Source organism: Erwinia sp. ErVv1, from assembly GCF_900068895.1.
Lineage (GTDB): Bacteria > Pseudomonadota > Gammaproteobacteria > Enterobacterales > Enterobacteriaceae > Erwinia.
This window is the reverse complement of record NZ_CDPK01000001.1, coordinates 52,755-75,712: the sequence shown is the minus strand read 5'-3', so window position 1 is coordinate 75,712 and position 22,958 is coordinate 52,755. Positions and strand designations below refer to the sequence as shown.

Annotated in this window: 19 protein-coding genes and 1 pseudogene; 10 read left to right on the top strand and 10 right to left on the bottom strand. The window is 53.4% G+C overall.

Annotation, left to right across the window (positions count from 1 at the left end):
- Positions 1–75: 75 nt before the first annotated feature.
- A complete protein-coding gene (locus A1830_RS00320; protein WP_067700050.1) occupies positions 76–891 on the bottom strand; it encodes a TIM barrel protein in 816 nt (271 codons plus the stop codon).
- A 493-nt stretch (positions 892–1,384) separates the two neighbouring features.
- Between A1830_RS00320 and A1830_RS00315 the strand changes: the two genes are divergently transcribed.
- A complete protein-coding gene (locus A1830_RS00315) occupies positions 1,385–2,890 on the top strand; it encodes a CoA-acylating methylmalonate-semialdehyde dehydrogenase (RefSeq protein WP_067700047.1) in 1,506 nt (501 codons plus the stop codon).
- Between the two features lie 124 nt (positions 2,891–3,014).
- Positions 3,015–3,824: a 5-deoxy-glucuronate isomerase gene (iolB, locus tag A1830_RS00310; protein WP_067700044.1), complete on the top strand. Its 810-nt coding sequence runs from the start codon at positions 3,015–3,017 to the stop codon at positions 3,822–3,824.
- Positions 3,825–3,875: 51 nt separating this feature from the next.
- On the opposite strand, the gene A1830_RS00305 is transcribed toward iolB, so the two are convergent.
- Positions 3,876–5,852 (bottom strand): autotransporter outer membrane beta-barrel domain-containing protein, encoded by a 1,977-nt coding sequence (locus tag A1830_RS00305; protein ID WP_082804041.1) that lies wholly within the window; start codon positions 5,850–5,852, stop codon positions 3,876–3,878.
- Between the two features lie 751 nt (positions 5,853–6,603).
- Between A1830_RS00305 and A1830_RS00300 the strand changes: the two genes are divergently transcribed.
- A complete protein-coding gene (locus tag A1830_RS00300; RefSeq protein WP_067700038.1) occupies positions 6,604–6,954 on the top strand; it encodes a DUF3147 family protein in 351 nt (116 codons plus the stop codon).
- 134 nt (positions 6,955–7,088) lie between these two features.
- On the opposite strand, the gene A1830_RS00295 is transcribed toward A1830_RS00300, so the two are convergent.
- Both A1830_RS00295 and iolC read right to left on the bottom strand, forming a co-directional pair.
- A complete protein-coding gene (locus A1830_RS00295) occupies positions 7,089–7,928 on the bottom strand; it encodes a MurR/RpiR family transcriptional regulator (protein ID WP_067700036.1) in 840 nt (279 codons plus the stop codon).
- A gap of 288 nt (positions 7,929–8,216) precedes the next feature.
- Positions 8,217–10,142: a bifunctional 5-dehydro-2-deoxygluconokinase/5-dehydro-2-deoxyphosphogluconate aldolase gene (iolC, locus tag A1830_RS00290; protein WP_067700033.1), complete on the bottom strand. Its 1,926-nt coding sequence runs from the start codon at positions 10,140–10,142 to the stop codon at positions 8,217–8,219.
- Between the two features lie 546 nt (positions 10,143–10,688).
- On the opposite strand from iolC, the gene iolD reads away from it, so the two are divergent.
- The 4 genes from iolD to iolE all read left to right on the top strand — a co-directional run bounded on the left by iolD (position 10,689) and on the right by iolE (position 15,611).
- Entirely contained in the window at positions 10,689–12,629 is a 1,941-nt protein-coding gene (gene iolD, locus A1830_RS00285; protein WP_067700030.1) for a 3D-(3,5/4)-trihydroxycyclohexane-1,2-dione acylhydrolase (decyclizing), read from the top strand.
- 81 nt (positions 12,630–12,710) lie between these two features.
- Positions 12,711–13,724: a bifunctional inositol 2-dehydrogenase/D-chiro-inositol 1-dehydrogenase gene (locus A1830_RS00280; protein WP_067700027.1), complete on the top strand. Its 1,014-nt coding sequence runs from the start codon at positions 12,711–12,713 to the stop codon at positions 13,722–13,724.
- Between the two features lie 62 nt (positions 13,725–13,786).
- Complete coding sequence (locus A1830_RS00275; RefSeq protein ID WP_067700024.1) at positions 13,787–14,671, top strand: sugar phosphate isomerase/epimerase family protein; 885 nt, start codon at positions 13,787–13,789, stop codon at positions 14,669–14,671.
- A gap of 43 nt (positions 14,672–14,714) precedes the next feature.
- Positions 14,715–15,611, top strand: a complete 897-nt coding sequence (gene iolE / locus A1830_RS00270; RefSeq protein ID WP_067700021.1) for a myo-inosose-2 dehydratase — start codon at positions 14,715–14,717, stop codon at positions 15,609–15,611.
- Positions 15,612–15,832: 221 nt separating this feature from the next.
- Here the strand turns inward: iolE and A1830_RS00265 are convergent, their stop codons facing one another.
- The gene (locus A1830_RS00265) at positions 15,833–16,390 is read right to left on the bottom strand and encodes a DcrB family lipoprotein (RefSeq protein ID WP_067700018.1); all 558 of its coding nucleotides are present in this window, start codon (positions 16,388–16,390) and stop codon (positions 15,833–15,835) included.
- Between the two features lie 96 nt (positions 16,391–16,486).
- On the bottom strand, positions 16,487–17,152 hold the full coding sequence (locus tag A1830_RS00260; protein ID WP_067700015.1) for a 7-cyano-7-deazaguanine/7-aminomethyl-7-deazaguanine transporter: 666 nt from the start codon (positions 17,150–17,152) through the stop codon (positions 16,487–16,489).
- 268 nt (positions 17,153–17,420) lie between these two features.
- On the opposite strand from A1830_RS00260, the gene tusA reads away from it, so the two are divergent.
- Entirely contained in the window at positions 17,421–17,666 is a 246-nt protein-coding gene (gene tusA, locus A1830_RS00255; protein ID WP_067700012.1) for a sulfurtransferase TusA, read from the top strand.
- A gap of 40 nt (positions 17,667–17,706) precedes the next feature.
- On the opposite strand, the gene A1830_RS00250 is transcribed toward tusA, so the two are convergent.
- Together A1830_RS00250 and A1830_RS00245 are read right to left on the bottom strand one after the other, a co-directional pair.
- Positions 17,707–19,980 (bottom strand): zinc/cadmium/mercury/lead-transporting ATPase, encoded by a 2,274-nt coding sequence (locus A1830_RS00250; protein WP_067700009.1) that lies wholly within the window; start codon positions 19,978–19,980, stop codon positions 17,707–17,709.
- Between the two features lie 84 nt (positions 19,981–20,064).
- A complete protein-coding gene (locus tag A1830_RS00245) occupies positions 20,065–20,694 on the bottom strand; it encodes a lysoplasmalogenase (RefSeq protein WP_067700006.1) in 630 nt (209 codons plus the stop codon).
- Positions 20,695–20,846: 152 nt separating this feature from the next.
- On the opposite strand from A1830_RS00245, the gene A1830_RS00240 reads away from it, so the two are divergent.
- Positions 20,847–21,212, top strand: a complete 366-nt coding sequence (locus A1830_RS00240) for a DUF2500 domain-containing protein (RefSeq protein ID WP_369815679.1) — start codon at positions 20,847–20,849, stop codon at positions 21,210–21,212.
- Positions 21,213–21,287: 75 nt separating this feature from the next.
- On the opposite strand, the gene A1830_RS00235 is transcribed toward A1830_RS00240, so the two are convergent.
- Complete coding sequence (locus tag A1830_RS00235; RefSeq protein WP_067700003.1) at positions 21,288–21,557, bottom strand: DUF1145 family protein; 270 nt, start codon at positions 21,555–21,557, stop codon at positions 21,288–21,290.
- The gene (rsmD, locus tag A1830_RS00230; RefSeq protein WP_067700000.1) at positions 21,547–22,152 is read right to left on the bottom strand and encodes a 16S rRNA (guanine(966)-N(2))-methyltransferase; all 606 of its coding nucleotides are present in this window, start codon (positions 22,150–22,152) and stop codon (positions 21,547–21,549) included. Before rsmD ends, A1830_RS00235 begins: the two co-directional genes overlap by 11 nt.
- 598 nt (positions 22,153–22,750) lie before the next feature.
- On the opposite strand from rsmD, the pseudogene A1830_RS22885 reads away from it, so the two are divergent.
- Positions 22,751–22,958, top strand: a pseudogene (locus A1830_RS22885) (signal recognition particle-docking protein FtsY); the annotation flags it as partial.

Genomic DNA, 22,958 nt, shown 5'->3' with positions numbered 1-22,958 from the left:
TTCCCCTGTTCTGACCAGAAGCGGTACTCAGCCACCAGGCACGCTAACAGACCAGCCGCTCTCGTATTAGGGTGTTTAGCCCTGAAGCAGCGCCATGCTCTGTTGGATCTCACGCACGATGTCTGCTTCGCTCCAGTTTTCCATTGCCGTTGAGAAGGGTTCAAACGCATAGATGCCTTTATATCCCATGGCTTCCAGGCGACGTACCTGAGACACACTCTTCAGCAGGTCGCCCTCGCTGAGCATAATGCGTTCTTCGTCCGTCAGTTCACTGGTCGGACGGTCATCCTCCACGCCGGAGAGGTGAACAAGCCCGATACCAGCAATATCAATACCGCTCTCAAACTCTTCTTCCGCCTTTTCGTACAGATGATGATGGAAGGTGTCCAGCAGCAGTTTAAAAGGAACGCGCGCGTCGCGAATTAGCGCCTGCGTCTGCACGGCAGAACGCAGAGAGCTGATGGGGAAGCCCAGCGGCTCAACCAGCCCTTCAATGCCATATTTCTCAAAAAGCGGCGCCAGCTTCTGCAATGCGCTGACGGTTTCTTCAGGACTAACCTGCGTCCCGTCGTTCAATGGACAGAGTACCAGTGCCTTTGCCCCCACGCCCCTGGCGTCTTTCAGCAGGCCTTCAGTTTTCGCTAACAGCGCATCGTCAGGCTGGTTAAAGGGATAAACGGCGTTGATGGTGACAATCTCCAGGCCATAACGCTGCGCCAGCGCGCTGACTTCGGCATAGCTCAGATGATCCGTTACCTTACCGCCGCGCATATCATTGCGCAGTTCAACTTTGGTCAGGCCAAGACCGTGGACCATTTTAAAAAATGCTTCTATCCCCAGGTTAGGGGCGATTTTACGGTTTACACAGAAACGGGATGATTCGATGGCCATTTTGCAACTCCTGCTAAATGTAAAGAGAGTAGGGTGAATCCCTGCGAGCCTGATTTCTGACGGTCAGTCACCTTAGATGGGCATAAGAGAACATTTATTTCACGAATGGTGAATATTGAAATTTAAATTTTTAGATCGCCCTCTCAAATTTTCGCCTCTGGCCGGTTGAAAGGGAGCAAAAAGCCCAGAGTATGGCTTGCCGAAGAGGCTGATTATGTCGTCTCCATCTGGCCGCTAACTCCCCTAAAACTTAAGATAATTCCTTAGGTTAACGCGGGTCAGGCGGGTTCACCGCCTCTTTAGTAATTGATTGCGTTCTAAAAAGTGAAAATGCGATCCACTGCACTAAAAATGAATTTTCTAAAGTTTAATATTTGAAAAATTCATTCCAATATAATACTGTCATTTCACGCATTCGGCAGTTATCCAGCCAGGCAACGGACGCTTACCAGCGGCTGCCTGCAGGGAATACCCACATCTAAGAGGCCAGAACATGACTATCGTAGGAAATTTTATTGGCGGGAAAACGTCTCTGAGCGCCAGCAATGAAACCATTCCGGTTTACGATCCGGCCACCGGTAAAACGGTTCGTGAACTGACACAGAGCACCGCAGAAGAGGTAACTAAAGCGATCGAAGTGGCACACAATGCCTTTGAAGATTGGTCCCGTACATCGCCTTTGCGCCGCGCTCGCGTGCTGTTTAACTTTAAGAACCTGATGGAACAGCATCGGGAAGAGCTTGCAGCCCTCATCGTCAGTGAACATGGAAAGGTGTGGTCCGATGCGCTGGGTGAGCTGACGCGCGGAATTGAGGTTGTCGAGTTCGCCTGCGGTATTCCTCACCTTATAAAGGGTGAAAATTCAGCTGACGTGGCAACCGGGGTGGACAGCTATTCCCTGATGCAGCCGCTGGGCGTGGTCGCCGGTATTACCCCCTTCAACTTCCCCGCGATGGTGCCGCTCTGGATGTTCCCCATCGCACTGGCCTGTGGCAATACCTTTGTCCTGAAGCCCCCTGCGCTGGACCCGTCTGCCGCAGTGCGCATGGCGGAGTTGCTGACCGAAGCCGGCCTGCCGGATGGGGTATTTAACGTTGTTCATTGCTCAAATGAAGATGCAGAGCAGTTGTATAAAGACCCACGCGTACAGGCGGTAAGCTTCGTTGGCTCGTCTGGCGTAGCTGAACATATCTATAAAACGGCCAGCGCTCACGGTAAGCGTGTGCAGGCTTTTGGCGCGGCGAAAAACCACGCCATCGTCATGCCCGATGCGGATTTGGACGCCACCGTCAATGCCATCATGGGGGGAGCCTTTGGCTCGGCGGGCGAGCGCTGTATGGCGCTGCCGGTAGTGGTCGCGGTCGGGGACGATACGGCGGATAAGCTGATTGCCGCCCTGACGCCGAAAATTAAGGCGCTGCGCGTTGGCCCAGGTATCCAGAAGGGTAGCGAAGAGAATGAGATGGGACCGGTGGTGTCCGCCGCGCACCAGAAGAAAGTGCTGGGCTATATCGACAAGGGCGTTGAAGAGGGTGCGAAGCTGGTCGTGGACGGACGTAACTGCCAGGTCTCGGGCTATACCGAGGGTTACTACGTAGGCGGCACGCTGTTTGATAACGTCACCGATGAGATGGTTATCTGGCGTGAAGAGATTTTTGGCCCGGTGCTGAGCATCATGCGCGCCCCGGACTACGCCAGCGCGCTGAAGCTGGTCAACAGCCACGAGTTTGGCAACGGCAGCGCCATCTTTACCAGTAACGGTCACACCGGACGCGACTTTGTGCGTGAGGTTCAGGCGGGCATGGTTGGCGTGAACGTACCTGTGCCGGTACCCATGGCCTTCCACAGCTTCGGTGGCTGGAAGCGCTCCGTATTTGGTGCGCTAAACGTCCACGGGCCGGATGGCGTTCGTTTCTACACCCGCATGAAAACGGCCACCGTACGCTGGCCGAGCGGGCAAAAGACCGTATCTGAGTTCAGTATGCCAACGCTGGGATAACCCCCGTTTATAAAGCACAGGCGTTGCGGTAAGGCGTTAGCAGACCGGCAGAGCGGGATTTATTGCCTCGGTTTTGTTGATGCCGCCGCCGCGCCTTTTTGGTCACAATATAAGGAGCAGCAGAATGTCATTGCTATCCAAAGTACAGCAGCCGGATGCGCAGGGCCGTATCCAGCACGTTACGCCGGAAAGTGCGGGCTGGCGCTACGTAGGCTTTGATGCCTACCAGTTGAAAAAGGGTCAGACGCTGAATCTTGAGAGCGGCGACAGGGAACTTTGTCTGGTACTGGTCGCCGGTATTGCCTCAGTTAAAACGCGTAATGCCGAATTCCCCGGCATCGGCAAACGCATGTCCCCGTTCGAACGTACTCCGCCCTATTCAGTGTATGTTCCGCATAATGACAGGGTTGAGGTCCGGGCTGATACCGACCTGGAACTGGCCGTGTGTAACGCACCGGGCCATGGCTCTCTGCCCGCCCGCCTGATTTCCCCCGCTGACGTAGGCGTTGAGCAGCGCGGTAAGGGCAGAAACAAGCGTCTGGTACATAATATTCTGCCCGATAATGAACCAGCCGACAGCTTGCTGGTGGTCGAAGTGTATACCGACGAAGGTGACAGCAGCTCTTACCCCAGTCATAAGCATGACCAGGAAAATTCAAACGAAACTTACCTGGAAGAGACTTACTACCATCGATTCGATCCCGAGCAGGGCTTTGCCATGCAGCGTGTTTATACTGACGATCGCACGCTGGATGAATGTATGGCCGCCTATAACCGGGATGTGGTAACGGTGCCACGCGGTTATCACCCGGTAGCAACGCTCGCAGGTTACAATAACTACTATCTGAACGTTATGGCCGGTCCGATCCGCCTGTGGAAGTTCACCTGGGAAAAAGACCATGCCTGGGTTAATAGTGATGCCTATCCGCGCTGAGTCTGGCACCCATTCTGCTTAACAAAAGGGGCATTTGCGCGTTCGCCCCTTTTAAAAGGCCCACGCGGCGCCCAGTGTGGCAGCCCAGGGCGACTCAATATTTTTCCCTTGTGAATAGCTGAAGCCACTATGCAGTGACAGCTTTCCCTTCGTTCGGATATCAATCCCTGCCTGATACACACCCCGTGTACCACCTTTACGGTGAGTAAAGTGGTTATTAACGATGGTGACACGATTTGAACTGATGGTGTCATGAAGCGCAGCAGCCCTGGCGTAAGGTTTTACGCTATTGCCGCTGACCATAACAGGAAGACCAAGATTTATTCCGATTTCACCGGTTACATTGCGTTGAATACCATTATTAGCCCTCAGCCCATTTGAGAGTTGATAGGTGTTATCGGAATGGTTGGCCAGGGCCGTCACTGCGCCATAGGGCGCGAGATAACCCCGAGAGAAAGTAAAGTATTTCCCCGTCTGGATATTTATGCCCATATCAGTTGCCCGAAAGAGGCCGTTGGCTGCGGTGCCACCATTCATAAAGGCGTTGATATCGTTGATGAAGCGGCTGAATTTTACGATACCTTCGCCATAGTATCCGCTGCTATCAACATAGCTGAGATAGCCTCCCGCGGTGTAGGCATCCACATGACCTTTTCCACCCCGTTTAAAGTCAGTGGTCGCGCGATCGAAGGCCATGAATAGCCCACGGGTAAGTGATCCTGAGCCCGCATCAGACGTTGCATCGATGCCTAACATAATGCCGTTCTGTTTCAGCCTGTAATTGGCATTTTCAATTACGCTGACGTCGTAACGGCTATTATTGAACCTTCCCCACACTTCAGTATCGTGTGGAACGCGCCTTATTTCTTCCAGGCGTCCACGGGCTGTATTCATCTGCTCACTGGAAATAATGTTATCGACGGTACTCATCGCAAGAATAGCGGCGGCACTGGGAGTAACCGTCTTCTTACCGTTATCGGGCTGGTCTGGAACAGGAGTGGGAGGGACGGGTTTATCGCCCGGGTCTTCTTCTGGCGGCAGAGTATCATCGGGATTATCAGTATCCGGGTTATCCTCCGGCGGCCCGTTATCATCTGGGTCATCGACATCCGGCGTATCGTCATGCTGATAGGGTGAAAGTGCCCAGCCATTTTTACCCACTCTCACCAGATAATATTGATAGGTTCCAACATCAACGACCTGATTTTCGTTTAGCAAGGTGAACTTAGCGCTCCCTCCACCCGTTTGAATAATCTGAAGACTGGCATCCGTCAGGGGGTTTTCTCCGAAGTCATAAACCATAATGCCAAATTCACCATTTGCACGTCCGGTAATGTTTAAAAAGTCCCCCTTCAGTGATGCCAAATCCGTGATGATTTCAAACGTGCCCTGACCTGTAAGCGTAGTGGTATTTAACCGGGTAAACCAGGGTTTATCTTTTAAATCTAAGTTGTAAAGTGTCATTATCCCATCGCGGAGATTTATCGAGGCTATAGTGTATTCTGCAAGGGTGTTAAGATACCCTCCATGAAAAAAAGCCTCGCTTTTATCAAGCGAAAGATGCATGGCGTGAGTGTCAGAAGTTATATCAATCTGTATAAGCGATCCGTTTTGGAGATAAACCTTTCCAGAGGCGACTCCTCCCATAAATACTTCCATTTTACCTTTGTAAAGCGTGGCGTTATTGACCTGCCCTCCAACGCCGATATTATAGATCATACCCTCACTAATACGATAATCATCGTACAGATATACATCAGACGAATAGCCTCCTTTCTCAATTATCTGCATTCCCTTCGTTATGACAGTATTCTGCGCCGATCCCCCTTGTTGTATGATCTGTCTTCCATCCCGAATGTTGCTATCAATCACATTGCCGAGCACTATTTGCCTGCCATAAATCTGCTCACCCACAATATTTTGACCCGGCGCTACGATAGAAGGCAGTGCCTGTGCCTGGTAACTTCCTGAAAAATAGAGTAGTAGCGCTGCCCAGTGGAGGCGACGGTTGCGGGTTCTCATCATCATTAATCCTTAATTTTCAAAACGCCGGGTGGGGTTATCCATAAAGGCGATATCTGGCTCTACGGGTATACCGGAGTCTGAGCCCCTGATTTTTGCGAAAATACCTACTTTAGGGCTATTACTGGCGCGACTTTTACCTTTTTCCAATAAGGCTGGAGTAATAATCAGGTGTAAAGCATCGCCGGCGTGAAGGCAGTGCTGCCCTGAGTTTATGATCTTTACTTTGTTCTAAAATTAATAAGCGATATTTGTATTTTTTCGGATAAAAGTATATAGATAAAATTCTAAATAATTCCATTCAAACGCTCCAGATTATGGAGGGGGTGACCTCAGGTTTCCTGTAATCAGGTCTGTTTATAATATGTATGGAGATCTCGCCCCATAATGATGCTGGTTTTTTAATGTGCCGTTAAATACTTGTTATACGATGTCATTACCTGTTTAGTTAATTATTTCAAGGTAAAAGTTTAGCAGGTGTGAATATATCCGCTTTATTTCTGCAATGATTTTTTACGCAGGCGTTTATATGACTTACGACACTGAAGAATATTTATTGAGAACAGGAGCGTGTTGATTAGGTTGTGAGGGGGGGGCAGTCGGCTGCCAGGTTCATCAGAAACAGAGCGGGGTTTATGGTATATAACGATGTGAATTCGCTGCGAAGAGCAGTGCTGGGGCGTTATCAAAACCCAATGCTGATGTGCCGTTGGGGGAGTTCGGCGGCACCAGAATGGTGGGGTATAAGGAGGGCGAAATGCTCTGGCTGGCTATAAAATATGCCGTTACGGCTGGGATGATTGTACTTATTTCAGAGGTGGCGAAACGCAGCGATCGTCTTGGCGGCCTGATAGCGGCTCTGCCGCTTGTCACCGTGCTGGTGCTGATCTGGATGAAACTTGAGGGGCAAAGTCAGGAGAAGATCGCAGCACATGCGTGGTATACCTTTTGGTATGTCGTTCCCACACTCCCAATGTTTATCATGTTCCCTTTTTTTTATCAGCGCTGGGGATTCTGGCCTACGCTGGCTGCCAGCTGCGGTATAACGATAATTATTTTCTTTTGCTGGGCCATCCTGCTCCGACGCTTTGGTATTGATTTGATGTGAGGACGGCACAGCACGTCGCCGCCCGGCAGTAAACTCGCGAGGCGAATCAGGACTGGCGTCTTAAGTGAGTTGGCAGGGGCTGGGATCGGTGTAACGGGCACAGAAAACGTTATGCCCGGCTTGCGTCCGGGCCTTCAGGCCTCAGCATTATTTAGCGCCAGCGAGACGGCCAGCGTTTGAGCAAGACAAAGTGAAGCCACCTGTGAGCGGAAACCGTCTACCTGTGCTTCACGTATCACAAAGCATACATCGCTGAAGGCCGCCAGCGGGCTGACCTGGCTGTCGGTAATCGCGATAAGATGCGCGCCGCGTCCGGCACCCAGCTCAACCAGTTCTACGGCCTCACGTGCATAGGGAGAATAGCTGATGGCGATAACCACATCTTTTGGGTTAACCATGCTCAGCTGCTCGGTAAACATTCCGCCCAAGCCATCAATCAGAAAAGCACGGCGCTCAAGGTGTCGCAGCGCGTAGGTCAGGTAGGAGGCCACGCTGAAGGAGCGGCGCAGGCCAATAACATAGATATTCTCTGCCTGATCCAGCAACTCTACGGCTTTATCAAGATGCTGTGGGTTGGTTTGCATCGCCAGCTGCTGTAGCGCCTGTGAGTTTACCATGGTGAATACATTGAGGATTTCTGCGGGCGTTTCCGGTGGGGTTGCCGTTTCATCAATGGCTGTCTGGCGGAAGAGTCGTGCGCGTTCGGTATAGTTAACCGTTTCCTCCATCAGATGCTGACGGAAAACCTGTTTCATTTCATTGAAGCCGCTAAAGCCAAATGCATTGGAAAAGCGGATCAGCGTAGAGGGCGGAACGTCTGCCTGCTGAGCGATAGAGGCAACGGTGTCGAAAGCGATGCTGTTGCTGTTATCCAAAATATAGCGGGCCACCTGTTTAAGGCGTTTACTCAGAGTATCGTATCGACGACGAATGTCGTCCTGTAACAGGGAAAGCTGCGTCGAGTTATTAGTCATTACTTCGGCTCGCTGGTCAAAAATTGTGATGTTCTTCTGTCCGTTATTCTATCAGATGAACAAAAAATTTCACTTGCTAACGCAAATACGGTGCTTTATTTCATCGGGATATGAAATCAATCACAAAACATCGGACCAGTTATGCGTAAAACATTAACCGGCACGCAAAATCGGGATAACAGGGACAATAAATGTAGACAGACTGGAGGTTCATTAACGTGGAGTGTGAAATGGCGAAGGGAAATAAAGGGGCGGTGTTTACCGCCCCTTACCTTCTGGAAGCGCTATTCAGGGCTGGTGCGTTGGCCGTACCTGACGCCAGTAATCAATCAGCGTCAGATAGTTGGATTTAACCTGGGCAATCAGCGCGTCATCGTCCAGCTCACCCTGCAACCACTGACGCGAAGGCTGGCCGAAAATCGTTCTTCCTACGGCGAATCCTTTCACCCACGGGGCTTTAGCCGCCGCGGCAAAACCCGCTTTAAGTTTCTCTTCCGACGCGTCCAGCCCCAGAATCAAAATACCGCGGCAGTGAGGATCCTGCTGCTCAATCAGACCACTTATGGCTTCCCAGCTCTCCAGAGAGAGCGGCGGCAGCTTCCACCAGTCTGGCTGAATACCCAGCGAATAAAAATGGCTCAGCATGTCGAAATAATACGACTCTTTTTTATCCGCATTGTCCTCGGGAAGGATGACCTCCAGCAGCAGTTCATGGCCAGATTTGTTGCACCCCTTCCAGACGTCAAGAATTAGCGCGTCCTGTTCCTGGCGCAGACCGGCTTCATCGTGTGGATGGTAAAACACCAGGCATTTCACGACGTGCTCCTGAGGCCAGTCAATCAGCTGTGAACCAATATTACCGTGTTCCAGCCGCAGTGGGCGGGAACCCGGCATCTCAATCGGACGTCCAATCCACCATCCTTTACCCGTAATGGCATTCAGGGCGGGCTGACCGTAAGTCGTATCGGCCAGTATGCCGCTGCGGTTATCCAGGCCGGCTTCACCTGCTGCTTCCTCTGCGGCCCTCAGCAGCAGCGTTTTCAGCTCCGGCAAACGGGAGGCATCCACGCCTGCCTCATCGGCCATATCAAGCAGTTGCTTACGATGGTCAAAGGCAAAGACGCACAGCTCTTCCCATTTTTGCTTACGCGAGGTGACGCGGTGGAGGTGGTTAAGGCGGTTGTCCAGGTCGGGTCGCTTCACCTCTTTATCGCGGCTGAGGAAGTCATCAAGTTCAGCCCGGGTCGGCATAGCAGGCGCACAGCCGTGGCGTGATACCACCAGCGCACCACAGGCATTGGCGTAGCGACAGGCCTGCTCCCAGCTTTCATCATTAAGCCAGCCGCGCAGCAGACCGGACATAAAGGCATCCCCTGCGCCGAGTACGTTCAATACCTCAACGCGAACGCCGCTCTGTAGCGTCGTCTGCTCCCAACTGTCGGGTATTGCGCCTTCCAATACCACGCAGCCCATAGGCCCACGTTTGCAAACCAGCGTGGCTTTAGTGGCCTGTCGCACATTTTTTAATGCGGTAATCGTATCGGTGCTGCCACCGGCAATATGAAATTCTTCTTCCGTCCCCACCACCAGATCGAAGTAGTGCAACACTTCCTGTAACTGCCGCGTGACATGCTGCGATTCAACAAAGCGCGTCTCGCCGTCGCCTAATGAGGTCAGCCCCCACAGAACCGGGCGGTAATCAATATCCAGCGCGGTGCGCAGGCCGTGACGGCGGGCGATATCCAGCGCCTTAAGCACGGCGGCACGGGTATCGGGATGCGACAGATGGGTGCCGGTCACCGCAACGGCGCGGGCGGAGGTGATATATTCTTCGTCGATATCGTCAGGGATCAGGCCCATATCTGCGCAGTTATCACGGTAAAACACCAGTGGAAAGGTGTCCTGATCCTTGATCCCCAGGATTACCAGGCCCGTCAGACGTTTTTTGTCCGTAATCAGGCACTGCGTATCAGCTCCTACCCGCTGAAGCTCCTCCCGCAGGAAGCGGCCCATATGTTCATCGCCAACGCGGGCCAGCATACCGGACTTCAAACCCTGAATAGCGGTACCGTAGGCGACATTGCCAGACGAGCCGCCAAGGTACTTAGAAAATGTGCTCATATCCTCAAGGCGGGCACCGATTTGCTGGCCATAGAGGTCAACGGCTATGCGCCCGATACAAATCACATCAAGCCGTTTTTCTTGTGTACTCATACCTGTTTTTCCTTCTGTCATAAGCCACCTCTGCCGCGCCTCTCCAGCGGGTGTCTGGAGCGCCACGTGCTGGCGATTGGATTTGCTATGTTCGTCAGTATGGGGAATGAATATTTCAATATCAATATAAAATGAAATTAATACCCCAAAAATGTGAGGTGGATAAAACTCTGGCGAGGGAGATTTAGCCAGTGAAAATCTCCGGAAAAGGTCAAAGATTTGGGACGGTTTTTTTAGGGAATAAGGAGGAATCTGTAACGTCAGGAAACGATTGAAATGAAATGAGTTTCCCGCCTTAACAGGCCTTCGTTCTGCGGGCTTTCATTTTTGCAGGTGAGATCGCACTGGTCGCGCTGCTTTTCACTGAGAATTTGATCTCACTCGCAAAATGAAACGTTTCTTCTGTAATTGTGTTTAGTGGAAAAAATATTTGTTTATAATCGCCTCACGTTTCATTTACAGCCGTCGCCTTCATGAGCATCCGTGGCGACCACCAACGCGAATCACGGCTGGCCTTTGCGCCGCTGTACCGTTAAGGAAGAGCAAATGGGTAAGATCAGATTAACCACGGCACAGGCGCTGGTAAAATTCCTGGATAACCAATACCTCTCGGTAGATGGCGTTGAGACCAAATTTGTTAAAGGGATTTTTGCCATCTTCGGCCATGGCAACGTGCTGGGGCTGGGTCAGGCCCTTGAGGAAGACAGCGGCGACCTGGTGGTGCATCAGGGGCGTAACGAACAGGGTATGGCCCATGCTGCCATCGGCTACGCCAAGCAAAAGCTGCGTCGCGAGATTATTGCCTGTACCTCTTCGGTAGGGCCGGGTGCGGCAAATATGATTACCGCGGCAGGCACCGCCACCGCGAACCGCATACCTTTATTACTTCTGCCGGGCGATGTCTTCGCCACGCGCCAGCCCGATCCGGTTTTGCAGCAGGTTGAGCAAAGTCATGACCTGAGTATCAGCACTAATGATGCCTTTCGCGCCGTCAGTAAGTACTGGGACCGCGTTAACCGTCCGGAACAGCTGATGACTGCCTGTATCAATGCCATGCGGGTGCTAACCGACCCCGCAGAAACCGGCGCGGTAACGATTTCGCTGCCGCAGGACGTACAGGGCGAAGCCTGGGACTATCCCGATTATTTCTTTCAGAAGCGCGTGCACATCCTCGACCGTCGCCTGCCGACCGAAGCGCAGCTGGCGGTAGCGTTAAAGCTTATCGCCGGCAAGCGCAAGCCGCTGATTGTCTGCGGCGGTGGCGTTAAGTATTCGGGAGCGGGCGATGCACTGCGCCAGTTTGCCGAACGTCATCAGATCCCCTTTGCCGAAACGCAGGCGGGTAAGGGAACGCTGATCTCTGACCATCCGCTCAACGTCGGCGGGGTCGGGGAAACCGGCTGCCTGGCGGCCAATTTATTGGCTAAAGAGGCCGATCTGGTGATTGGCATTGGCACACGCTATACCGATTTCACTACGGCCTCAAAATGGATTTTCCAGAATCCGGACGTCAGCTATATCAATATCAACGTCAGTAATTTCGACGCCTGGAAGCTGGACGGCGTACAGGTGGTGGCCGATGCCAGAGAGGCGATCACCGCGCTGGATGGACGCCTGGCGGCTCAGGGCTTTACCAGCGGGTGGGGCGAAAAAGTGGATCAGGCGCAAAGCAGACTGCTGAAAGAGACCCAACGCGTCTACCAGGCCGTCTATAGCAATGAAGGCTATGTACCGGAAATTGACGATCATCTGGATCGCGAAGCGGTCTTTGCTGAATTTAACCGCTTAACCGACTCCTTCCTCACCCAGAGCAGCGTGCTGGGAACGCTTAACGAGCAGCTCCCAAAGGACGCAGTGATCGTCGCCGCTGCGGGTAGCCTGCCCGGCGATCTACAGCGCGTCTGGCGCAACAAAGATTACAACGGTTACCACGTTGAGTATGGCTACTCCTGTATGGGGTACGAGGTCAACGCCTCGTTGGGGGTGAAACTGGCCGAGCCGCACCGCGAAGTCTACACCCTGGTAGGCGATGGTTCGTTCATGATGCTCCACTCAGAGCTGGTCACCTCGATTCAGGAAGGTGCCAAAATCAACGTGGTGCTGTTCGATAATATGACTAACGGCTGCATCAACAACCTCCAGATGGAGCACGGTATGGACAGTTTCACTACCGAGTTCCGCTTCCGTAATGCCGAGGGTGGCAAACTGGACGGGGGCTTTATACCGGTCGATTTCGCCGCGATTGCCGCCGGATACGGTTGTAAAACCTGGCGTGTCTCTACGCTGGCCCAGCTTAAGCAGGCGCTTGAGGAGGCAAAACGCTCACCGGTTTCCACTCTGATTGACATCAAAGTGCTGCCGAAAACGATGGTGCACAAATACTTTAGCTGGTGGCGAGTGGGTGGGGCGCAGGTATCGAAGTCTGAACGCGTCGATGCCGTAGCCCGCATGCTGAATGAGCATATTGATCAGGCACGTAAATACTAATTCTTTCATCTTAACTCTGAATGCTCTGCGCGGTGCTCCGTTTTGAGATCCGCGCGACACCCTACATATCAAGGAGACCGTATGACTTTGAAACTTGGCGTAATCGGCACCGGTGCAATTGGTCAGGAACATATTCGCCGCTGCAGTAAAGTCCTGCAGGGCGCGAAGGTTGTTGCCGTGTCTGATATCAATCTTGATGGTGCGCAAGGCGTCGTCAGCCGTCTGGGCCTGGAGGCAGAAGTGTATGCCAACGGCCACGATGTGATTAACGCTGCGGATGTTGATGCCGTAATCATTACCTCCTGGGGGCCGACTCACGAAGAGTTTACCCTGGCTGCTATTGCCGCGGGCAAACCGGTATTTTGTGAAAAACCGCTGGCGATGAGCGCCGAGGGTTGTCGCCGGATCGTTGATGCAGAAGTGGCTTATGGCAAGCGTCTGGTTCAGGTTGGATTTATGCGCCCCTACGATGCGGGCTATCGCGCACTGAAATCGGTGATTACGCAGGGTGAAATTGGCGAGCCGCTGATGTTGCACTGTGCCCACCGTAATCCGGCGGTGCCGGAAAGCTATACCACCGATATGGCCATTACCGACACGCTGATCCATGAACTGGACGTACTGCGCTGGCTGACAGATGACGATTATAAATCTGTCCAGGTAGTCTTCCCGCGCTCCACTAAAAACTCCCACGCAAAACTGCGCGATCCGCAAATCGTCCTGTTTGAAACCCACAAGGGCGTGCGTATTGACGTGGAAATTTTTGTTAACTGCGCCTATGGCTACGACATTCAGTGTGAAGTCGTGGGTGAAACAGGTATTGCCCGGCTACCTGAGCCCGCTTCGGTCCAAATGCGCAAAGAGGCCAAACTGGCGACAACCATTCTGACCGACTGGAAAGACCGCTTTATTGATGCCTATGACGTTGAGCTCCAGGCTTTCATTAACGATATTGCCATCGGCCAGCTTCAGGGTCCTTCAGCCTGGGATGGCTTCGCCGCCGCCGTGGCCGGAGATGCCTGCCTGAAGGCGCAGGAAAGCGGACAGATTGAACCCGTCGAAATGCCACCACGCCCGGCTTTCTACAACCGCTAATGTTTCACTGGCGCCCTGCTTAGTCCGGGCGCTTATAACAGATCTACGTTCGGGAGTTTGCGATGAAAATTGCTTTTGATGTGGATGTCATCAGGGATATGGGCATCACCAAAATGGTCCATCAGGTGGCCGACTGGGGTTATAAATATATTGAACAGTCCCCCCACCCGCAGATCAACCCATTCTACAAGCATCCTAAAGCCAGCCGTGAAATCATCACCGAGTATAAAAACGCGCTGCGTGAGACCGGGCTGGAAATTTCGTCCTACATTGTGGTCTATCGCTGGTCCGGGCCGGATGAGGCGCGTCGCCAGGCTGCGGTACGTAACTGGAAAAGAATGATCGAAATCGCCGTTGAAACCGGCGTTCAGGTGATTAATACCGAGCTTTCAGGTACGCCTAATGAGCCAGAAATTTGTGAAGAGATGTTCTATCGCTCAATGGAAGAGTTGCTGCCCATTGTCGAGCGCGAAGGTATCCGCATCGAAATCCAGTCTCACCCCTGGGATTTCTGTGAAGAGAACAATGAGACTTCGGACCTGGTGAAATCCTTCCGCAGCGAGAATGTGAAATACCTCTACAGTGCGCCCCACACCTTCTTTTATGACAAGGGAAAAGGGGACGTCAAAAGTATGCTGGAGTACGCAGGGGCTGACCTCTCACACGTGCTGATAGCCGATACCATGAACCACACTAAGCACTGCCGCTATATCGTTAATCCGCCGGGGGTTGATGCCACCATTCACCAGCACGTAGGCGTTGGTGAAGGCGAAGTGGATTTCGATACGCTTTTCCAGACCCTCCGTGAGATGGATTTTGCCAACCGCAGCTACAAGGTGGGCGGTGAGTCGATTATTGCCTCTTCATTGTTTGGCTACCCGGAAAAAATGAAGTATCAGGCAGTGGAAACGCGTGAACTGATCGAGCGCGAGCTGCTTAACCGATAATACCGGGCGGCATGGGCCGCCTTTGCGAACGTTGAGGCATAAAATGAACAAAGATCACGTGAAGCTGGCGATAGCGCCAATTGGCTGGACTAACGACGATATGCCAGAGCTGGGTGGAGAAAATACCTTCCAGCAGATCGTCAGCGAAATGGCGCTGGCTGGCTTTACCGGCAGTGAAGTGGGCAGCAAATATCCCCGTGACCCGGCCGTGCTTAAACCCATGCTGGAGATCAGAGGCATAGAGATCTGCAATGCGTGGTTCAGCACCTTCTTCGCAGATGGCGAGCGGGCAAAAACCATCGACGAATTTATCAACCATCGTGATTTCCTCCATGCGATGGGCGCAAAAGTGATTGGCTGTTCGGAGCAGAGTAAAAGCATCCAGTGCACCACGCTGGGCGTCCTGGAAGAAAAGCCGACCTTTACTGATGCCCAGTGGCAGCTTACGGCACAGGGCTATAATGAGCTGGCGGCGCTGGCGGCTGAAAAGGGCATGCAGGTTTGCCTGCACCACCATATGGGTACAGCTATTCAGACCGCGGAAGAGATTGACCGCTTCATGGCGATCACCAATGACAACGTCTTTCTGCTGTTTGATACCGGCCATGCTTACTACTCAGAGGGGAGCCAGGAAAAAATGCTGGCTATCCTGAAAAAGCATCTGCCACGCATTAATCACGTCCACCTTAAGGATGTAAGGGATGACGTGGTATCACGGGTACGCAGCCAGAAACTCTCTTTCCTTGACGGGGTAAGAAAGGGCACTTTTACCGTGCCGGGAGATGGCGTCATTGATTTTATGCCGGTCTTTACGCTACTGGATGAGGCGGGCTACAAAGGCTGGATGGTGGTTGAAGCTGAACAGGATCCTGCGATAGCGAACCCGTTTGAATATGCGGTAAAAGCCAGGAAATATATTCGCGAGCATGCCGGGCTGTAAGCATTAAGCGGTAGCGGTAATTAGCGAAGCAGTAATCGATAAAGCAGTATTCGATAAAGCAGTACTCAATAAAGCGATATTTAACAAAGCACTCTTTAACATAGCACTCTTTAACAAAGCACTCTTTAACATAGCAGTAATCAACAAAAAGCCCCTGTCAGCCGGCCGCCCCCTGGTGAATATTCAAAGGGGGCGAGTCAGCAATTCCAGGGGCTTTTATGTTATTTCAGCGCAATGGTATTGATGATTTTTTCTGCATCGGTCTGTGACTGCTGCTGATTATCTGCTGGCAGCGTAATTTGCAGCGTTACCAGTTTGCCATCAGCCTTAGCCAACACCACGGAGGACCATGATGACTGGTTCTTAGCGGAAATCACCGTATCCAGCTGCTGTCCAGGCTGCCCCTTCAGGTTTACAGACTTATTGCTGACCACCTGCAACTGCGGATCGCGGTTACGCTGCTGCTGTTCCAGGCGGTTGGACAGTGCGTCCAGGCTTTCGGTAGTGGTATCGCCTTCAATCACGATAATCGCCTTTTGGCCTGAAGCATCGGCGTAAACGTGCATATTATTCGCCTGGGTGCCCAGCTTGCCGCTCTGATCGGACATGCCCGCTGGCAGGGTGAAGCTCAGTTTTCCATCCAGCAGAGTCACATTCTGGCTGGACTGGCTGCTGCTCACGCCATTGTCATCGGCTGCGGCTTTATCATTTTTGCCGTCGCAGGCGGTCAGTCCAACCACCAGCAGGCCGATTCCGGCATATTTCAATAAATTACGCATCGTGATCCCTTTTACGTTAGTCATATGACTGATTTAGCTAACCATAAAATCGCAATCGGCGGCTAAATGCAACCGACTCTATTTTAAGAAAGCAGCTTAGCCGAAGTTAACCTGTGCGCCAGTGGATTTTTCCGCAAGACGCTTTAGGAACGCGTTTAGCAGCAGGCCATAGGCAGGCAGGAAGAAAATCATGCAAACGATCACTTTGAAGCTGTAGTCCACCAGGGCAATTTCCACCCAGTTTTGCGCCATAAAGGGATCGGGACTCTTGTAAAAGGCGATGAAAAAGAAGGCGAGCGTATCGCTAATGTTGCCCAGAAACATTGCGGAGGCTGGCGCTATCCACCAGCGCGGTAAGCGCCGCAGCCGGTTGAAGACGTGGACATCCAGAATTTGCCCCAGGGCGTAAGCCATAAAGCTGGCGCAGGCGATACGGGCGACAAACAGGTTTGGCTCTTTCAACACGGCAAAGCCCTGCCATTCGCCCTGATAATAGAGCGCGGAGACCGCGTAGGAGATAATCAGAGCCGGGACCATTACCGCCAGGATAATTCGGCGAGCCAGCGGAGCACCGAAAATGCGCACGGTCAGATCGGTGGCCAGGAAGATAAAGGGAAAGCTGAATGCGCCCCAGGTGGTATGCAGTCCAAAGACCGAAATCGGCAGCTGCACCAGGTAGTTACTGGAGGTAATCACCAGCACGTGGAATAGCGAGAGCCAGACCAGCGCAAACGTGCGCTCACGGGGAGTAAGTGGAATCATTATATGACCTTTTTGAAAATTGGGGTGAGGGAACCCAAAAACAGGCTTAACACTAAGCAGTGCGCGAGATCTTACCGAAACAGGTTATCAATGCAATGGATAATTTTTACGCAAACGTTTACTCCTGAGGTATGCCCAGATAAATACAAAAGCACCGTTCGAGCGATAAAGTCTATATCAGTGGAACCAGCAAAACGGGCAGCCTTGCAGATAGCGCCACGGCGGGTAAAATAGTCGCCAGATTGAACGTCCCCCTGATGAGAATACTATGAGCGATCGGTTCGCAAATCCTGACCAGACCCTGAATGCGCTGGGCCTTCGCTGCCCTGAGCCGGTAATGATGGTACGTAAAGCCGTGCGTCATATGCAGGAGGGTGACACCCTGCTGATAATTGCGGACGATCCTGCCACCACCCGTGATATCCCGGGCTTCTGCCGTTTTATGGAACATACACTGCTGGAGCAGTTTACCGACGAGCTGCCCTTTAAATATCTGCTTAAAAAGGGGCTGTAAAAGAGCGGCCAAAATGCGGAAGAGCATTCTGGCCGGTGAGCTAATTTTTACGTAAAAGCCGCAGTGCGTTAGCCGTCACTAATGCTGTAGCGCCTGAATCCGCGAGTACCGCCAGCCATAACCCGGTGAACCCCAGCAGCGTGGTCAGGAGAAATATTCCCTTCAGCCCCAGCGCAATAGTGATGTTCTGCCGAATATTGGCATGAGTGGCGCGCGACAGGCGGATCATGGCCGCAATCCCATTAAGGCGGTTATGGGTCAGTGCCGCATCTGCTGCTTCCAGCGCCACATCGCTTCCGCTTCCCATCGCAATGCCTATGGTTGCAGCCTTCATTGCTGGCGCATCGTTGATGCCGTCACCGACCATGGCCAGCGGCTGCTGGCTTAGCCCGGCGATGACTGCAACCTTATCGGCGGGCAGCAGTTCCGCACGATAGTCAATATTGAGCTCGTTGGCGATGGCCGCCGCGGCGCGGGCGTTATCCCCCGTCAGCATAATGCTGTGAATATTCATGGCGCGCAGCTCTTCCACAGCGGCTTTAGCATCCTCCCGCAGGGTATCGCGCAGGGCAATCAACCCGATCGGCTGGTTGTCTTCAAGCATCACTACGACCGTATTCCCAGCCGACTCAAGCTGGAAAACCTGTGCTGACTGTTGCTCTGTCAGCCTGTCTTGCGGCAGCCTGGCCGGTGAGATTATCAGAAGTTTGTGCCCACTTACTATCGCCTCGACGCCCGATCCGGTAAGCGTTTTCTGCCCGGATACCAACGGGACATTTAATCCCAGTTCAGCGGCTCTGGCGACAATAGCCCTGGCAAGAGGATGAGAAGAACCGGTTTCAACCGCTGCTGCTTTTGCCAGCAGTAGGTTTACATCATCCTGATTAAGGGCGATAAGCGTCGTGACCACCGGTTTACCTGCTGTCAGCGTACCGGTTTTATCGAAGGCGATAGTGCGAATAGCGCTGAGACGCTCCAGCGCGGCGCCGCCTTTAATCAACGCGCCACGTCGGGTTGCCGCAGCCAGCGCTGAGGTGATCGCCGCCGGGGTTGAGATCACCAGCGCGCAGGGACAGCCAATCAGCAGCAGCGTCAGTCCTTTATAAATCCATGGCTGCCAGTCGGCGGCCAATAATAAAGGGGGAAGGATTGCCACCAGCAGCGCCAGCGCCATGATGGCTGGAGTATAAATACGGCTGAAGCGGTCGAGGAAGCGGGCAATCGGTGCCCGACGCTCCTCAGCCTGCTCGATCAGATGGAGAATGCGGTCAATGGCGCTTTCTCCGGGCTTTGAGGTAACCGTAAGCCTGATCGGGCGATCGATGCTCAGGCAGCCTGCGGAAATCGACTCCCCCTGCTGCCGCTCTACAGGCATAGATTCACCGGTAAGGGCGCTCTCGTCGAAGCTTGCGAAAGCATCAAGGAGTTTTGCATCGGCCGGCAATCGCGCGCCCGGCGCCACTTCGATAATATCTCCAGGATTTAGCGAACTGACCGCGACGGTCTCCCGGCGCTCGCCGTGCAGGCGTACCGCCGTATCCGGTTGCAGTGCCATCAGGGCATTTACCCCGCGCCGTGCGCGACCGGCTGCGAAGGCCTCAAGCCGTTCGCCCAGCATATAGAGTATCAGCACCGTGGCGGCTTCCGCAGTGGCACCAATCAGCAGCGCGCCTGATGCAGCAATAGTCATCAGGGTTTCAATGGCGAAAGGCGAACCGCTTTTTATCAGCCGAAAGGCCCGACGGCCCGTGGGCCAAAGACCGAATAGCGTGGTCAGGGTGAAGGCAATTTGTCCGGCCTGAGCACTCACTGACTGAATGAGCCAACTGGCAAGCAGCAGCAGAGCGAACAAAATTAGCGTGCGGTTTTCCCGCCAGAACCCGGCAGGCTCAATATGTTTCATCGGCGTACCGCTGCGCGTCAGGCTGAAACCTGCATAGCGGACGGCATCTTCAACCTGTACACGGACATCCTCACTCGCTTTTACTATCAGCTTTTGCGTGGCAAAGAGGACCCGTCCCTCGGTGACCGCGCTGAGCTGCCCCACCGCCGTTTCGATTTTCCGTGCGCAGGCGGGGCAGTCCATGCCCGAAATTCGCCAGCTGTAGCCTTCATGCTGTGCTTCACTGTCGCTGTCATTGTCCGGGTCGCTGGCAGGTACAGCGCTGCTATGGCAGTCGCTGCAAGGGGTATCTGGCGAGAGAGTATTAACTGACGTGATTTTTCCCATCGCAACCGGAGGCCGCGGATGAGAACTGAATGTTGTCCTGGTCAGGCACTTCCCGCAGGCGCAGGGCGTAGCGTGCTGATGCATATTGCCTCCTGATGAAACTGGCGGGAACGTCCCGCCGGTGACATCTTACACTCTGGAGTAGACTCCAGAGTCAAGGCTTAGCGGTTATGAGAGATAAAGTGAGCGTACGATCATAAAGTGTCCCGCAAAATAGCAGGCGGCAACGATGGCGCTGTCAGAGGTAAACCGACGGCGGTAATGGCTGATAAACCAGACAATATTGGCCAGCAGCAGCAGCGACGTGCCCACCATAATAGAGAAACTCTCATCGCCGGGGCGGAAAAAGTACTGTTCTGCGGCCAGCCAGACCATCAATAACGTCATGCCAATAAAAGTACATACTGGCCAGCGCAGCTCCTCCAGACGTGTCCAGATGCTGGCGATAAGCGCCACGCCAATAATCAGTACCACCAGCGGGATCGGCCAGAAAAAGCTCAGGGTCATATGACTGGCAAAGCAGAGGGTATAAAGCAGATGCGACAGGAAAAACGCCCCGATGGCATACAGCATACGGCGATTGGGCAGTAGCGTCAGCGCATCACCAATCAGCGTGGCGAGCAGCCCGAAAAGAATCAGATAGTCGGTGGTATTAAGGACCGGTGCCTGCCACGCCAGTGCGAGTAACAATAGCAGGGTAACGGGTTTGAATACCCAACTCTGCCACTGTGGTCCCCGATAGGAAGCATCAACGTACAGCCAGCCGGAAAAAAGAACCGCCAGAAACGACCAAATCATAATGTGTCCCTTTGTTTTTTAGAGGTAAAACCTCACAATTCTCACTCCAGTCTAGGTCAGGTCAGACCGATGTGACAATGGGAGCGGTCTGGTTGTATCCTTACTGACCGTGAAATTTATTGCTTAGTCTACGAAAGAGGACGAAGAAAATCATGAAGCCCCCCCTCATTTTTATCATCATACTGGCGGTGATTGCCGTGATGGCCACGCGGCAGTTTATCCGGCAGCGGCGTGAGGTTGCGGTTAACGATGCTTCTCCCGTCAGGGCGTTGCCGGTAATGGTGAAGGAGAAGCGAGAAGTGCCCGTGCCAAACCGGCGTTCACGCCAGCGGGAAACGATTCCGGTGGAGGCGATGCGCTATGAAGCCTGGTTTCGACCGCTCAACGGCGCGGGTGATTTTAAACTCGTCCTGCAGGCGGGCGATTTTCATCAAATTGATCGGGGAGTGAAGGGCGAACTGAAGGTAAAAGGGACGCGCTTTATCTCTTTCTCACCCCGATATGATGCTGTGCGATAAAACCAGTCGGCAGGTATACGTGACCTGAAATGGACTTTTCAGGTCAACGCGTGAGAACGCTTCTTTTTGCGAAGATTACTTTTTCGGTAGCTGTTTTTTTTGCCATGCAAGCAGTTCAAATACGCCGAAAAAGAAGATTTTGACCTGCACCAGCCCGCTGAGCGCTGGCCCGCCTTTCGGCTGGGTGGCCCGCATCAGTACCAGCTGTAAGCCATGCATAAGCACCATAAAAATCAGCGCGACGTTAACAAAATACTTCAGCGGCGTGGGGAACGGGTGTACCAGGTTAAGCAGCAGAAATGCCCACACGCCCGTCATCAGTATGCGTCCCAGATTAATCAGCATCACTCTCTTCCTTTGCAGTGGTATGGCGAATATACAGGCGATAAGCAACCTGGCCGGCGATCTTTTCCCGATGAAGCTGCCAGCTGGCGGGAACCGGCGGCAGTCCGTTTTCTACTTCACTCTCTACGTATATCAGGGCTTCATCGGCCAGCCAGCCCTGGGTTTCCAGCAGCGTTAGCGTCTGCTCCAGCAGACCCTTGCGAAACGGCGGATCGATAAATACCAGATCATGCGGCTCGCCCTGCTTTGCCAGCCACTGTAGCGTATTGGTGTGAATGACTCTGCCGGTTTTTGCCCCCAGCGTAACCAGGTTCTTCTCCAGCTGCTGCGCAACCGGACGCTCCAGCTCCAGCAGAGTGGCAGAGGCCGCATGGCGTGAAAGCGCCTCCAGGCCCAGCGCGCCGCTACCGGCAAAGCAGTCAAGGCAGCGTGCGGCCTGAATATCGGGTGCCAGCCAGTTAAACAGCGTTTCACGCACGCGGTCGGTGGTTGGGCGCAGGCCTGCGCTATCCGGTACGGGAAGTTTCCTGCCACGCCACTGGCCGCCGATAATACGGATCTGCCCGGCGCTGTTGCTGCTGTTCTTTTTATTCATGCTGCTGAACTCTTCATAATTTGTTGCACAGTTTAACGGGCTTACCGGGCTGAGGAAACGTAAAAAGGGTGCTGTGTTGCGTTAGCAGGAAAGTGTTAGACTAGGGGATTAAGATGATTTTCAGAGACCTGACGGATTTTCCCCCGCGAGGAGTGTGGTTGCACCATGGCAAAAAATAAAAAACGTGGCTTTTTTTCCTGGCTGGGATTAGGACGCGAAGAAAAAGCGCCGCAGGAAGAGACGAAAGACGCGTCCGGCGACAGGCTTTCCCCGGCTGAAGAAACGTCCGCGCATGACGGTTCTCCCCCTCGTGAAGCAGAACAGCGTGCCGATGAGACGGTCGCGGTCACCGAGGAAGTTGCGCATCAGCAGGTGGAACATCCTGAATCCGTCCAGCCTTCGGTACTGGTCGAGCCGCGTGAGGACGCCACCCTGACTCAGGATAGCCCTCTGGCAGTAGAAAACCTGCCGGAAGAACGCCCTGAAATCCAGCCCGAGCCGGAAGCCGTGCTGCTGCCGGAAGAACGCGCTGAAATCCAGCCCGAGCCGGAAGCCGTGCTGCTGCCGGAAGNCTGAAATCCAGCCCGAGCCGGAAGCCGTGCTGCTGCCGGAAGAACGCGCTGAAATCCAGCCCGAGCCGGAAGCCGTGCTGCTGCCGGAAGAGCGCGCGGAAATCCACCCCGAGCCGGAAGTCGTGCTGCTGCCGGAAGAACGCGCTGAAATCCAGCCCGAGCCGGAAGCCGTGCTGCTGCCGGAAGAACGCGCTGAAATCCAGCCCGAGCCGGAAGCCGTGCTGCTGCCGGAAG